The organism is Breoghania corrubedonensis (assembly GCF_003053845.1).
Lineage (GTDB): Bacteria > Pseudomonadota > Alphaproteobacteria > Rhizobiales > Stappiaceae > Breoghania > Breoghania corrubedonensis.
This window is the reverse complement of sequence record NZ_QAYG01000001.1, coordinates 1,679,990-1,693,422: the sequence shown is the minus strand read 5'-3', so window position 1 is coordinate 1,693,422 and position 13,433 is coordinate 1,679,990. Positions and strand designations below refer to the sequence as shown.

The window sequence follows — 13,433 nt, the reverse complement described above, 5'->3', positions numbered from 1 at the left end:
ACACAACACCGTATCACAGTCATGCGCGCGGCTACGCTTGCCGCTCATATGAGCGGGACACGGTTTCCAGTGATATTTCATATTCCTTCATTCGAATGCGTCTATACGTCGCGGAGCGTCTCGCCGTCGCATCCCCTATCTAGAACGTGTGGCGCAACGAGAGCCGGCATCGTCCGGCGCCCCGCCGCCGAAAGGCCGGGCCCCTCCCGTGTCCGGCCAATGGAGGAGTTTGAACGAATGGCAGGAATTTCCACGAACATGGGTTCGGCTGACCGCGTCATACGCGTGGTCGTGGGCATCGCGCTGATCGCCTTTGCGCTCGCCGGCCCGGTCGATATCGACTGGAAGTGGATCGGCTGGATTGGCGTGATCCCGCTTGTGACCGCGCTTATCGGCTGGTGCCCGCTCTACACGATCCTTGGCTTCAAGACGAAAAGCTGACCGCCTGCGACAGGCAAGCGTCCGCGACCAAGCGTTCTCGCATCCTCCCACGGGTGGGCGCGGGACATGGCGGGGTTTGGCAGTCCAACACTAGCCCCGGCGGACAGCCGGGCCCCGCCGCCTAAAGCACCTCGTAGAATGTCAGCGTCACCGACGCCTTCTGCCGCGCGCCCGTGCCGACCACGAGCGTGTGGTTGAGCCATGCGTAACGCCCATCGCCGGTTTCAAAGCGCGGTGCGGTGCGCATGTAATACTCGGCGGCGTCCACCTCTTCGCCACGCGCAAGCCGGGCGATCACCTCGGCCGGGCCATGCCGATAGCCGAAATTGCGGATGTCGATGGTCGCCCCGTCATGGGTCTCGATCATGTAGCGCGTGTCGAGTTCGGCCGAACCGTCGGCAAAGACGGTCTGCCAATCCGCGCCACCGGAGAGGATCGTGCCGGAAAGCCGCGCGCCGGAGACGGTGCCGCCCGTGATCGGAATGATTCGCCGCCGCCCCTTCGGGGCATCGCCCAGTTCCAGCGGCGGGCCGAGTTCGACGGTTAGATCGGCGAGATGAGCAAGTTCGAGCATCGGTTTCCTCCCGGGAATGCCGGCCCTCCCGGCCGGTCATGCCCCCTTATCGCGCGGTTCGCCTCGTGGCGAAAGTCGGCTGGCGAAGGCGGGAGCGGCCCGCTAATCTCCGCGACGGCATTTGAAACAAGCAGATCCCGACGAGGACTTCCCATGACCTTCCGACCGCGCCGCTCGGTGCTCTACATGCCGGGCTCCAACGCCCGCGCCCTCGACAAGGCGCGCAGCCTTTCAGCCGACGCCCTGATCTTCGATCTGGAGGACGCGGTTGCGCCCGATGCCAAGGAGACGGCGCGGGCCCAGGTGAGCGAGGCGGTGACGGCCGGCGGCTACGGCCCGCGCGAGGTGGTGGTGCGCATCAACGGCCTGTCGACGCTCTGGGGCGAGGCGGACCTGACGGCGGCAGCCGCCGCCGCCCCCGATGCGATCCTGATCCCGAAGGTCTCCTCTCCCGAGGATCTCGCCCGCATCGAGGATCTGCTGCGCCAGGCCGGCGCGCCGGAAAAGACCGCGCTGTGGGCGATGATGGAAACCCCGCTCGCCATGCTCAACGCCGGCGCGATCGCTGCCGCCGCGAAGGGCGCCTCCCCGCGCCTCGCCGTTCTGGTGATGGGCACCAACGATCTCGCCAAGGAGACGGGCGCACGGCTCGTTGCGGGCCGGGCGCCGATGCTGCCGTGGCTGATGACTTGCCTTGCGGCGGCACGCGCCAACGGCCTCGACATCATTGACGGCGTCTACAACGACTTCAACAACGAGGACGGCTTTGCCGCGGAATGCGGCCAGGGCGTCGATCTCGGCATGGACGGCAAGACGCTGATCCACCCGAAACAGATCGGCCCGTGCAATGCGGCGTTTTCGGCAAGCGCAGAAGAGATCGAGCGGGCGCGGGCCATCATCGCCGTCTTCGACCTGCCGGAAAACGCCGACAAGGGCGCGATCCAGCTTGACGGGCGGATGGTGGAGCGCCTTCATGCGGACATGGCGCGCCGCACCGTCGCCATCGCCGACGCGATCGCGGCCCGCGCGCAATAGGATTGCGACACGACCATGAGACTGTACCGCTTCATCACCGGCCCGGACGATTCCGCCTTCTGCCACCGCGTCACCGCGGCCCTGAACAAGGGTTGGGAGCTGTCCGGCTCGCCGTCGCTGACCTTCGACGCCGTCCAGGGCCGCACCATCTGCGGCCAGGCGGTGACGAAGGAGGTGCCGGGGGAAGACTATTCGCCGGAGACGAAGCTCGGGGAGTATTGAGGGCGGAGCGGGTCCGCGGCAAGCTGCCCATCCTTCGAGACGGCCGCTTGCGCGGCCTCCTCAGGATGGGCCACGCACTCCCCCACTCACTTCTCCGCCTCCCGGCCGGGCTTGCCCTACTCCACGTCCGCCAACGCCTTGCGCGCGGCCTCGCGGTGTTCCTCGCGGATATGGGCGCCGACCATCGAGATGGCGGCCATCAGCACCGTGGCGTCATCGCCGAAGCCAATGCCGAGGATGAAGTCGGGCACCGCATCGAGCGGCAGCACGAAATAGGCCAGCGCACCGATCAGCGTGGCGCGCACCTTCGCCGGCGTCGCCGGATCGAAGGCGCAGTAGTAGGCGGCGACAACGTCCTCCATGAAGGGGATCTGCCTGAGCGCCTTGCGCGAGGTCTTGAAGAACGACTTTCGGACGCGTGCCGCCTTGCCGTCCAGGCGCTCGCGCTCGCGCGGGCCCGACGGGTCGTCGGGACCGAGGATTTCGCCTTCGAGCGGATAGGTGTTCGTCATCGCCTCTCTCGCATCGTGCCGGAGCGGGCATTGTAGCCGGGATTGAGACTTAGATGGGGACGGAACGGGGGAAAGGCAAACGGCGCGCTGAAGAGGAACGGAGCGGCTTCGCCGCCGCTTGTCGCGCTGGATTGCGGATCGGCGTTCGGCTTTGCCTCACTTGTCCGGAATGAGGGAGGAAGGGGTGGGTTTCAACTCCGCCACACGCTCCTCATTCCGGGCGGTCTGCGGCGAAAGCCACATGACCAGACCCGGAATCCAGCGTAAGAAGCGGCGGCGAAGCCGCTCCACAATCCTTCTCTCTTCCTTCCCCGTCCCTACACCTTCGCCTTCCAGCGCCTGAGCAACCCGGCATTCGTCACCACCGATACCGAGCTCATCGCCATCGCCGCGCCTGCGATCGCTGGCGACAGGAAGCCGATGGCGGCAAGCGGGATGCCGACGACGTTGTAGATGAACGCCCAGAACAGGTTCTGGCGGATCTTGCGCACCGTCGCGCGCGAAACCTCCAGCGCGGCCGCCACCATGCGCGGATCGGAGCGCATCAGCGTGATGCCCGCCGTCTCCAGCGCGACATCGGCTCCCGATCCCATGGCGATGCCGATATCGGCGGCAGCCAGCGCCGGCGCGTCGTTGAGCCCGTCGCCGACCATGGCGACCGTCGCCCCGCCCGCCCGCAGCGCCTCGATGCGCGCCGCCTTCCCATCGGGTGCGACACCCGCCTCAACATCGTCAAGACCGATGCCTTCGGCGATGGCGTGTGCCACGGCCGGGCTGTCGCCCGTCAGCATCAGCGTGCGGATGCCCATCGCCTTCAGACGGGAGAGCGCGTCCGCCACACCTTCGCGCGGCTGATCCGCCATGGCGATGACGCCGACGGTGCGCCCCGCGACCGCCACCATGACGGAAGTCTTGGCCTGGTTCTCCAGATCGCGGCGCATGTTGTCGGCTGTGAAATGGTCGATGCCGAGCTCGTCCATCAGCTTCGCGTTGCCGATGGCGACGGGCTGGCCGGCGATCTCCGCGACCAACCCGCGCCCGATCCGCGCTTCGAATTTCGTCGGGCGGGTGAGCTCAAGTCCCTTGTCCTGCGCCGCGCGCACCATGGCGTGAGCGAGCGGATGCTCGCTGGCCGACTGTGCGGACGCCGCGATGCGCAGAAGGCGGTCGGCATTGTGGTCGAAAGCCTTGATGTCCGTCACTTCGGGCCGGCCTTCGGTGAGCGTGCCGGTCTTGTCGAAAACGACGGTATCGACATGGACGGCAATTTCCAGCGCCTGAATGTCCTTCACCAGAATGCCCGAACGCGCGGCGGCGCCGGTGCCGGCGACAAGTGCCGTGGGGGTCGCGAGCCCCAGCGCGCAGGGACACGCGATCACCAGCACGGAGACGGCGGCGATCAGTGCATGTTCGAAATCCCCGCCAACACCCAGCCACACGGCGAAGGTGAGCGCGGCGATGCCGACGACGGTGGGCACGAAGATCGCGGAAACCTTGTCCACCAGCCGCTGGACGGGGGCCTTGCCGGTCTGGGCGTTTTCCACAAGCCGGATGATGCGCGCCAGCGTCGTATCCTCGCCAAGCGCGGTCGCTTCCACGGTGAGCGCGCCGGAGCCGTTGATCGTGCCGGCGGTGATCTCGTCGCCGGTCGTGCGCGTGACGGGCAGGCTCTCGCCAGTGATGAGCGACTCGTCAAGCTCGCTCGTTCCCTCGCGGATCGTGCCGTCCACCGGCGCCCGCTCGCCCGGCTTGACCAGCACGAGATCGCCGAGCCTGAGCTGCGAAACCGGCACCACCTCTGTGCCCGTTTCCGTCAGTCTGTTGGCGCTTTCCGGCCTGAGCGCCATCAGCGAGCGCACGGCGGCCGTGGTCGAGCGCTTCGCCCGCGCCTCCAAGAGCTTGCCGAAGACGATAAGCGTGAGGATGACGGCGGACGCCTCGAAATAGAGATGGCCGGTCGCCGCGTTGCCCAGAGTGACGAGGTGGTAGAGCGAATAGAAGAAGGCGGCCGAAGTGCCGAGCGCCACCAGCACGTCCATGTTGGCGCTGCCGCCGCGAAGCGCCTTGAAGGCGCCGCGATAGAACCGCGTCCCGGCGATTACCTGTACCGGAGCGGCCAGGATCAGTTCCGCCACCGGCGGCAGATGGAACGAGGCGCCCGCCGCCATGGCGATCATCTGCCCGACCAGCGGCGCGGACAGCAGCGCGGACACGATGAGGACGACGAAGGTGTGCCGCTCTTCCCGCGCCGCGTCGCGTTCTCGTTCCTCGCGTTCCGCCCGGCGCGCTTCAATGTCATCGGCGCGGGGAAAGGCGTGATAGCCGCTCTTTTCCACCGCCGCGACGAGATCGTCCACCTTCACGTTGTCGTTGAACGCGACGTCGGCGCGTTCCATCGCCAGGTTGACGCTGGCGCTGTCGACACCGGGAACGCGCTTCAACACCTTCTCCACGCGTGCGGCGCACGCCGCACAGGTCATGCCCGTAATGTCGAGCTGTACTGGCTGCAAACCCGCGCTCGTACGGGAGGCGGATGAGGTCTGACGGATCGGTTCGGCAAGATGGGTGCTCATTGCGGAATGTCCAGTTTCGCAGAACGGCGCGTGCGGCGGCATGCGAAGTTCGGAAAATTCGGCCGGAAAGCCGTAAAGGGGAGATAGGGTTTCCAGTGACTGGAATGTCAAGTGGCAGGGGGTGTTCGCAATCCGTGGTCGAATTGACGCACCGACTTCCACCTACCGTATTGACGTTACGTAATATCGGGAGTTACCCTGATGGTCCGATCGGAGGCGGCACGGCCCTCGCCCCGGCAGAACTTTTGCCAATGGATTGGGCGTGCATGGGACTTCGGCTCTCGGGAGGAGCTGCCCAGGGTCTTTCGCTCGGGCTTTGCGACCCAAGGCATACGGCGCGCTTTTTCAATCGGTGACCATTGCAAGACAGGGAGGAGGGTAACCTCCTCCCTGTTTTTTATGGCGAAGATGAGTCCGAAGGGCGCGGGACGGCGGAGAGCGGCACATTGCTGCGCCAGGCGCGTTCCGGCGTTTTACCGTCATTGCCCGGCACGGTCCGGGCGGTCCGCTGCCAGCAGCGGCGGATCAGGACTGTCCATCGTCAACCTCCGGACGAAGCCGGGGAACGACGATGGAGAAATAGCGGTGGGGATGGTCGCGGGTCCCGCAATGCGACCGCGCTCAGAACCGGCGGCATGGGTTGCCGCCGGGTGTCAGTGCTCAGGCCGCGGTCTTCTTGGCGCGCGAGGCCTTCTTGCGCTCGTTGGGATCGAGGATCGCCTTGCGCAGACGGATGGTCTTGGGCGTGACCTCGACCAGCTCGTCATCGGCGATGTAGGACAGTGCAGCCTCGAGCGACAGGCGGATCGGGGTGGTCAGCTTGACCGCCTCGTCCTTGCCCGACGCGCGCATGTTGGTGAGCTGCTTGCCCTTGATCGGGTTCACTTCCAGATCGTTGCCACGGGTATGTTCGCCGATGATCATGCCCTCGTAGACCTTGACGCCGGCATCGATCAGCATCGGGCCGCGGTCTTCCAGGTTGAACAGCGCGAAAGCGACCGACTCGCCGTTCGAATTGGAGATCAGGACGCCGGTGTTGCGGCTCGGGATCTCGCCCTTGTACGGCGCGTATTCGTGGAACAGCCGGTTGAAGATGGCGGTGCCGCGGGTATCCGACAGCAGTTCCGACTGATAGCCGATCAGGCCGCGCGTTGGCGCGTAGAACACGAGCCGGGTGCGGCCGCCACCGGAGGGGCGCATCTCGATGAGATCGGCCTTGCGCTCGGAAAGCTTCTGCACGACGGCGCCGGAGAACTCCTCGTCGACGTCGATGATGACCTCTTCGATCGGCTCGAGCGTATTGCCGGCCTCATCCTGCTGGTAGACCACGCGCGGACGGCCGACGCACAGCTCGAAGCCCTCGCGGCGCATGTTCTCGATCAGGATGGCAAGCTGCAGTTCGCCACGACCCGACACGATGAAGGCATCGGCCTCCGCGGAATCCTCGATCTTGAGGGCGACATTGCCCTCGGCTTCGGACAACAGCCGTTCGCGGATGACGCGGCTCTGAACCTTGTCGCCGTCATTGCCCGCCAGCGGGCCGTTGTTGACGCGGAACGTCATCGACAGCGTCGGCGGATCGATCGGCTGGGCGTGCAGCGGCTCGGTGACGTCCGGAGCGCACAGCGTGTCGGCGACGGTCGCCGTCTGCATGCCGGCAATGGAAATGATGTCGCCGGCTTCGGCCTTCTCCACCGGTTCGCGTTCCAGGCCGCGGAACGACAGCACCTTGGAGATGCGGCCGGTTTCCACCACCTTGCCGTCCATCGACAGCGCCTTGATCGCCATGTTCGGCACGGCCGTGCCGGACACGACGCGGCCGGTGAGGATGCGGCCGAGGAACTGGTTCGGCTGGATCGTCGTCACCAGCATGCGGAAGGAACCCTCTTCGGCCTTCGGCGGCGCGACGCGCTCCAGCACCATCTCGAACAGCGGCGCCATGGACGGCTCCGCCGGCTGATCGGGCTCGAGCGACATCCAGCCCTGCTTCGCGGATCCGTAGAGAACCGGGAAGTCGAGCTGATCCTCATTGGCATCGAGAGCGGCGAACAGATCAAAGATCTCGTCCAGAACCTCTTCCGCGCGCTGATCCGGCTTGTCGATCTTGTTGATCGCGACAATCGGCTTCAGGCCGAGCTTCAGGGCCTTGGCGAGCACAAACTTGGTCTGCGGCATCGGGCCTTCCGAGGCGTCGACCAGAATGATCACGCCATCGACCATGTGAAGGATACGCTCCACCTCGCCGCCGAAATCAGCGTGGCCCGGGGTGTCGACGATGTTGATGCGCGTGTCCTTCCAGACAAGCGAGGTCACCTTCGCCAGGATGGTGATACCGCGCTCACGCTCCAGATCGTTGGAATCCATCATCCGCTCTTCCGTGCGCTGGTTTTCGCGGAAAGAGCCCGATTGCTTGAGCAGCACGTCGATCAATGTGGTCTTGCCATGGTCGACGTGCGCGATGATGGCGATATTGCGCAGATTCATGAACCCATCCAAAAAAGCACCGCGCGCCCGGCAGGACCCGCGGTTCGTTGCGCGCTTGAAGCGGCAGGCCCGATCGGACCGTTGTTGCGATTGGCCGCGTATATAAGGCAATCCGGCGGTTTGTGCAACGCACCGAAAACATTTGCGCGATCCGCTTGACCAGACGTCAGCCCCAGAATAGATGATAAGGTAGCCATATAATAAGATATCCATATGACAAGCGTCCCGCCCGAACGCACGATCTCCTTCCTCCTGACCGACCTCGCGCGCCTGGCGCGCAGGCATTTCGCCGATGGGCTGGCCGACGCCGGGCTTGGCCTGACGCTCGGCGAGGCGCGTACGCTCGCAATCGCCCGCCGCCTGCCTGACCGGCGCCAGACGGCACTCGCCGAGTATCTGGGTGTGGAGCCGATGACGCTGGTTGGTTTTCTCGACCGGCTGGAAGCCGCGGGACTGGTCGAACGCGTGCCCGATCCGTGCGACCGGCGCGCCAAGCTGGTGCGCCCGACGGAAAAGGCGGCCCCCGCCATCCGCGTGTTCGACGAGGTGGTGGCGCGCATCCGCGAAACGGCGTTCGCGGGATTTTGCGATGAGGATATCGAGCGCACCTTCACACTCCTTCAGGCGCTGCGGGTCAACCTCGGTGCGGAAGCACCCGAGGCCGGCGCTGACGTCAACCAGGGGAGCAAGTGATGCAAATCAGCCCTCCGCCCCCTGTGATGAGCGAACGGCGAACCGCGATACTGGGCGCCGCGCTTGTTGCCATCGGTCCGATCTCCATGGCGCTCTACACCCCCGCCATGCCGACGCTGGCGGCCGTGTTCGACACCTCGCCCTCCGTCATCAAGCTGACGCTGACAGCCTATTTCGCGGGTTTCGCGCTGACCCAGCTGATCTGCGGGCCGCTGACCGACGCCTATGGCAGGCGGCCGGTGACACTGTGGTTCCTAGCCCTCTATCTGGTCGCGACCGCGGTGGCGACCTGGGCGCCGACAGTGGAATGGCTGATCGTGGCGAGACTGATCCAGGGGGTGGGCGCCGCTGTCGGCATGGCGGTTTCGCGCGCCATCGTGCGCGACCAGTATATCGGCCAGGCCTCATCGCGCATTCTCAATGCGGTGGGCATGATGCTGGCCGTGGGGCCGGCGGTCTCGCCCACCATCGGGGGCATCACGCTGACGCTCTTCGGCTGGCAGCAGATCTTCTATTTCATGATACTCTACGGCGTTGCGCTCGGCCTCGCCGTTTTCTTCCTGCTGCCGGAGACCAACACCGCTCCCGATCCCACGCGAGCCCATCCGCGCAGGCTGGTAAACGCCTACCTGACGTTGTGCGTCACCCCTGTCTTCCTCAGACCATCGCTTTTCATCGGCCTGTCGCTCGGTTGCATCTACACCATGGCGACCATCATCCCTTTCGTGATGATCGAGCATGTCGGCCTGACGCCGGCCCAGTTCGGCTTCGGCATGATGCTGCAATCCGCTTGCTACTTTTCCGGTACCATCGTGACCTCGCGCCTGATGCGCCGCTTCGATGCGGATAACCTGGTGCCCTGGTCGATCGCCGGCATGCTGGTTGCGATGAGCCTGCTGGCGGTGATGCTGCACCAGCCGGATTTCGGCTACCTGATGGTGATGGGCCCGATCGGCCTTTTCACCTTTTCGCTCGCCCACGCCATTCCCGCGACCACCACCTGGGCGCTCGCCTCCTTCCCCAGAATGGCCGGCTCCGCCGCCTCGATGATGGGCTTCATCCAGTTCGGCAGCGGCTTTGCGGGCTCCATCGTCGCGGCCTGGATCGGCGACCCGGTGCTGGCGATGGCGACGGTGGCCCCGGCGATGCCGGTGATCGGCGTCATCGCCTACGTGGTGCTCGGCCTCGTCATGCGCCGCCAGTCGCCCGCGCGCATGTAGGGCTTTCGCGAAACAGGTTGCGGGTCTGCGCGATTGTGGCCCATCCTGCGCCTTCCCGAAGGAACGCACGGCACGCGCATGACCCGTCACCAGATCACCACCGGCTCCGACTTCGAAAGACGGTTCGGCTATGCCCGGGCCGTTGTCGACGGCGACTGGATCTTCGTTTCCGGCACCACCGGCTACGACTACGACAAGAACGTGCTGCCGGCGACGGTGGAGACCCAGACCCGCAAGGCGCTGGCCAACATCGCCCGCACACTTGCGGAAACCCGCGCCTCGCTCGCCGATGTGGTCCGCGTGCGTTACTACGTCTCCGACCGTGCCCATGTGCGCCGCATCGCCCCCATTCTGGCCGATACCTTCGGTGAGATCCGCCCGGCGGCCACGATGGTGCTGTGCGAGATGATCGAACCGGAAATGATGATCGAGATCGAGGTCACGGCGCTGAGGCGGAGCAGAGAGCCGGATTAGGGCGGAGCAAGAACAGGGCGATGGCATGTGCTTGCCGCCACCGCCGGTCATTGCCTGCCGCGACAGATCAGGGAAGCCGTTCGACACCCCCTCGGGGAGGAGGAGGACCCGGAAGCCCACATTTCGGGTCTCTCGACAGATCCAACACCGATACCCTGTGTTCCCCTTCCCCTTGAGGGCGGGTTAGGCGTGGGGATATCAGATCTCAGGGCTTGCGGAAACGCCCCAACCCTCACCCAGACCTTTGGCCAGATCTTTCCGCAAGGATAGAGATGATTGAAGGCGGGATCGCCGCTTCCGGCCAGCCCCCGCCCTACTCCCGCTTCAGCAGCCGCTCCAGATAATCCAGCTCGCCCTGCGGGCGCTCGGGATCGGAGAATCTGCGGCGAAGTTCTTCGAGAATCCGGCGTGCGCGCTGGATATCGATGTCATCGGGCACCTTCACCCGGTTGCCGTAGTCCGGCCCCTCGGTGCGGCGCGGGCGACCGAGCGGGTCTTCATTGTTGCGTCCGTCCTGACGCACCAGACCGCCGGGCCCGCCGGGACCCATCATCTGTTCGCCGAGCTGTTGGGCGCCCCGGCGCAAGGCTTCCAGCGCCTGCCCCTGATCGCCGACCGCATCGCCCGGCCGGCCCTCGCCCAGCGCTTCGCCGGCCCGGCCCATGCTCTTGCCCGCCTCGCCCAGTTCACCGGGCTGCTGCATTCCGTTCTTGCCCATCTGGTCCATCAGCTGCTGCAGGCGCTGGGCAAGGCCGTTCTGCCCCTCCTGCAACCGCTTCAGCGCCTCGGCGAGCTGTTCCTGCGTCATCTGCTGGCCGTTCTGACCCTGTTGGCCGCGCTGACCTTCGCGACCTTCCTGATCCTCGCCTTGCTGGCCCTGGCGGTGGGTCTGGTCCATCAGATCCTGCTGGCGGCGGATCATGTCCGCCAGCTCGTTGAGCATCTTCATCATTTCCTGAGACTGGCGGCCCTGCGGCATCTGCTGGTTGCGGCCGGTCTGCAGGTTTTCCAGCATGCGCTGCATCTGCGAGAGCAGGTCGCGCGCGGCATCGCGCGCTCCGTTCTTCGCCAGTTCCTCGATCTTGCGAAGCATCTCTTCAAGATCGTGGCTGCGCAGCATCTGGGAATTGGGATCCATCGGCTGCATCGCCTGCGGATTGTTCTTGAGCTGCTCGGCCAACGCCTGCATGTAGCGCTGCAACGCCTCACGCAGCTCCTGCGTGAGCTTGGCGATCTCCTCGTCGGAGGCGCCGCGTTCCAGCGCATCGCGCAAGCGCTCCTGCGCCTGACGCAGCTCGCGTTCGGCGACCGACAGGTCCCCATCCTCGATGGAGAGCGCCAGCTCCCACATAAGGTCCGCGACCTCGCGCAGCTCATCGTCGCCCGACGCCTCGTTGAGCCGGGCATAGACAAACTTCATGCCGAGGAAATTCTTCGGGTTGTCCATGAACTCGTCGGGCGCCAGCATCAGCATGTCCATCGCGTCGACGACCTGCGGCTGCAGGTTGGCGTCGAGCGCGAGGTTGCGGCGCTGTTCGACAATGGCGCGCGCCAGCGGCTTCGTGAACCGCCGCTCCGGCAGGGTGATGAGCTTCGTCTGCGACCGCCCCTCCTGACCGGCCTCGTCGGTCGCGACAAGCGTCAGCTTGACCTTCGACCCGGCCCAGGGGTGGGCGGTCAGGTCCTTGAAGGTCTCGCCCTTGCCTTCGCGCGCGCGGCGATGCGGCAGCGACAACGGAAAGGCCGGCGCCTCGTAAAGCGGATGCGGCTCGCCCGTCGCCCCGGCGATGGTCGTCGCATCCGCGGTCGGTTCGATCACGGCGCGCGCCGAGACGACGCCGAAATCGTCGGAAACCTCGTAGGCGAGCTTGAGCGTGCCGCTGAGCTGACCTTCCGGTTCCCCGAGGAAACTGATGACCGGGTTTTCGTCCGGCTCCACGGCAAAGCGCCAGAGATCGACCGTCGCGCCGCCACGCCGGACCTCGACCGCGCCGTTCGCGGCGAGCGTGACGCGATGCTCGAGCGGCGCATCGCTGGCGGCATTGGGATCGCGCGGGGTCTCCGGCGCGACATCGCTCTCTGTCTGGCCGGTCGCGGATGTCCCAGCCCCGGATATCCCGGTCACGAATGTCACTTTGAGATCGCGGCTGTCGCCCTGCGCCCGCACGATGACGACGCTGCCCTCGGGAACGGTGACCACGGCCTGGGGATCGCGCGCCGGCCCCATGTCGCCGGTGAGAAAGATCGGCGGGCGGCGGGTATAAGCGGGCGGCGTCACCCAGGCGTCGATACGCCCGATGCGCGCCTCCGGGGCCTCGCTTCCGGTAAAGGCGGAAATCGTGCGCGCACCGCGATCGCCCGTTGAGACGGCGAACCCGACGACCAGCAGCATGGCGACGATGACGCGCGCCCCCCAGGGATCGCGCCGGAAGGCTTGCGGATGCGGCCAGCCGGCTTTCAGCGCGCCAAGCGCCTTCAGGGCGCGGTCCCGATGCGCCTGCCACAGGGCGCGCACCGTCGGGTCGCTCTCGTCCGTGGCGAGCCGGTCTTCCAGAGTGGCCAGCGGATGGTGGGAATAGTGGCCGGCTTCTTCCAGCCGCGCCAGGCCTTGCGCGCGTGTCGGCCAGCCAAGTTTCAGAGCCGGCCGGGCCGCGAAGGTGATCGCGCCCGCAAAGACCGCAAGACCGACCCAGCGCAGCCAGACGGGCAGGATCCACCAGAAACCAAGCCAGGAGAGAGCGAGAAAGAGACCGCCGACGATCAGAACACGATAGAGGACCGGCCACAGCCGCTCCCAGAAGAGCCCGGCACGCGCGAGCGCCAGCGCCCGCTCCAGCCTGCGCTCGAACACGGCTTTCGGATCACGTCCGGCGGGGTCGCTCCCGGAGGAAACACGCCCCGGGGGGTCACGATGGTCTGACAAGATCAAGCTCCCCGATTGCCGGCCTCTCCCCAAGATGGCTCATCAAGCGTTCCTGATGCCGCCGCTTTGTCAGCGTTACGGTTCGCACAGTCTACAGGGTGTGGCGCAGGCCGCCATACGGCAAGCTAATTATGGCCGCCGCGTGGTTTCGCCGGTCACAATGAGTTCAGAAGCGGCGGGTCGAGGGCATACGGGCGCGAGACTGACCGGAGGGCCGTGCCCACGCGCCCTGCTCCCGTTTCCCGGCAAGGGGGAGACGGAAGCAAGCGGCGAATTCTTCGA

General features: G+C 66.1%; 11 protein-coding genes. 6 read left to right on the top strand and 5 right to left on the bottom strand.

Translation table 11 applies throughout. From position 1 onward, the window contains the following. Nucleotides 1-237: 237 nt before the first annotated feature. On the top strand, nt 238-441 hold the full coding sequence (locus tag C8N35_RS07485) for a YgaP family membrane protein (protein ID WP_107989156.1): 204 nt from the start codon (nt 238-240) through the stop codon (nt 439-441). A gap of 121 nt (nt 442-562) precedes the next feature. Here C8N35_RS07485 and C8N35_RS07480 read toward each other — a convergent pair whose 3' ends face one another. Beyond that, nucleotides 563-1,015, bottom strand: a complete 453-nt coding sequence (locus tag C8N35_RS07480) for a DUF3237 domain-containing protein (protein ID WP_107988887.1) — start codon at nt 1,013-1,015, stop codon at nt 563-565. A gap of 153 nt (nt 1,016-1,168) precedes the next feature. Between C8N35_RS07480 and C8N35_RS07475 the strand changes: the two genes are divergently transcribed. Both C8N35_RS07475 and C8N35_RS07470 read left to right on the top strand, forming a co-directional pair. Next, nucleotides 1,169-2,050: an HpcH/HpaI aldolase/citrate lyase family protein gene (locus C8N35_RS07475; protein ID WP_107988886.1), complete on the top strand. Its 882-nt coding sequence runs from the start codon at nt 1,169-1,171 to the stop codon at nt 2,048-2,050. A gap of 15 nt (nt 2,051-2,065) precedes the next feature. Then, nucleotides 2,066-2,272, top strand: a complete 207-nt coding sequence (locus C8N35_RS07470; protein ID WP_107988885.1) for a DUF1737 domain-containing protein — start codon at nt 2,066-2,068, stop codon at nt 2,270-2,272. Nucleotides 2,273-2,388: 116 nt separating this feature from the next. Here C8N35_RS07470 and C8N35_RS07465 read toward each other — a convergent pair whose 3' ends face one another. From C8N35_RS07465 to typA, 3 genes are all read right to left on the bottom strand, one after another. Then, entirely contained in the window at nt 2,389-2,784 is a 396-nt protein-coding gene (locus C8N35_RS07465) for a YkvA family protein (protein ID WP_107988884.1), read from the bottom strand. Between the two features lie 317 nt (nt 2,785-3,101). Further along, nucleotides 3,102-5,357, bottom strand: coding sequence for a heavy metal translocating P-type ATPase (locus C8N35_RS07460; protein ID WP_107988883.1), 2,256 nt, complete (start codon nt 5,355-5,357; stop codon nt 3,102-3,104). Nucleotides 5,358-6,017: 660 nt separating this feature from the next. After that, nucleotides 6,018-7,841, bottom strand: coding sequence for a translational GTPase TypA (gene typA / locus C8N35_RS07455; protein ID WP_107988882.1), 1,824 nt, complete (start codon nt 7,839-7,841; stop codon nt 6,018-6,020). A gap of 213 nt (nt 7,842-8,054) precedes the next feature. Here typA and C8N35_RS07450 point away from each other — a divergent pair, with 213 nt between their 5' ends. The 3 genes from C8N35_RS07450 to C8N35_RS07440 all read left to right on the top strand — a co-directional run bounded on the left by C8N35_RS07450 (nt 8,055) and on the right by C8N35_RS07440 (nt 10,228). Then, nucleotides 8,055-8,534 carry a MarR family winged helix-turn-helix transcriptional regulator gene (locus C8N35_RS07450; RefSeq protein ID WP_107988881.1) on the top strand — a complete coding sequence of 160 codons (480 nt, stop codon included), beginning with the start codon at nt 8,055-8,057 and terminating at the stop codon, nt 8,532-8,534. Next, the gene (locus C8N35_RS07445) at nt 8,534-9,754 is read left to right on the top strand and encodes a multidrug effflux MFS transporter (protein ID WP_107988880.1); all 1,221 of its coding nucleotides are present in this window, start codon (nt 8,534-8,536) and stop codon (nt 9,752-9,754) included. The genes C8N35_RS07450 and C8N35_RS07445 overlap by 1 nt, the downstream gene beginning before the upstream one ends. A 78-nt stretch (nt 9,755-9,832) precedes the next feature. Continuing rightward, entirely contained in the window at nt 9,833-10,228 is a 396-nt protein-coding gene (locus C8N35_RS07440; RefSeq protein WP_107989155.1) for a RidA family protein, read from the top strand. Nucleotides 10,229-10,541: 313 nt separating this feature from the next. Here C8N35_RS07440 and C8N35_RS07435 read toward each other — a convergent pair whose 3' ends face one another. After that, on the bottom strand, nt 10,542-13,079 hold the full coding sequence (locus tag C8N35_RS07435; protein WP_107988879.1) for a TIGR02302 family protein: 2,538 nt from the start codon (nt 13,077-13,079) through the stop codon (nt 10,542-10,544). Nucleotides 13,080-13,433 lie beyond the last annotated feature (354 nt).

Coding starts and splice junctions, on each gene's coding strand:
- C8N35_RS07485 (WP_107989156.1), top strand. CDS start 238: ATGGCAGGAATTTCCACGAACATGGGTTCGGCTGACCGCGTCATACGC.
- C8N35_RS07480 (WP_107988887.1), bottom strand. CDS start 1,015: ATGCTCGAACTTGCTCATCTCGCCGATCTAACCGTCGAACTCGGCCCG.
- C8N35_RS07475 (WP_107988886.1), top strand. CDS start 1,169: ATGACCTTCCGACCGCGCCGCTCGGTGCTCTACATGCCGGGCTCCAAC.
- C8N35_RS07470 (WP_107988885.1), top strand. CDS start 2,066: ATGAGACTGTACCGCTTCATCACCGGCCCGGACGATTCCGCCTTCTGC.
- C8N35_RS07465 (WP_107988884.1), bottom strand. CDS start 2,784: ATGACGAACACCTATCCGCTCGAAGGCGAAATCCTCGGTCCCGACGAC.
- C8N35_RS07460 (WP_107988883.1), bottom strand. CDS start 5,357: ATGAGCACCCATCTTGCCGAACCGATCCGTCAGACCTCATCCGCCTCC.
- typA (WP_107988882.1), bottom strand. CDS start 7,841: ATGAATCTGCGCAATATCGCCATCATCGCGCACGTCGACCATGGCAAG.
- C8N35_RS07450 (WP_107988881.1), top strand. CDS start 8,055: ATGACAAGCGTCCCGCCCGAACGCACGATCTCCTTCCTCCTGACCGAC.
- C8N35_RS07445 (WP_107988880.1), top strand. CDS start 8,534: ATGCAAATCAGCCCTCCGCCCCCTGTGATGAGCGAACGGCGAACCGCG.
- C8N35_RS07440 (WP_107989155.1), top strand. CDS start 9,833: ATGACCCGTCACCAGATCACCACCGGCTCCGACTTCGAAAGACGGTTC.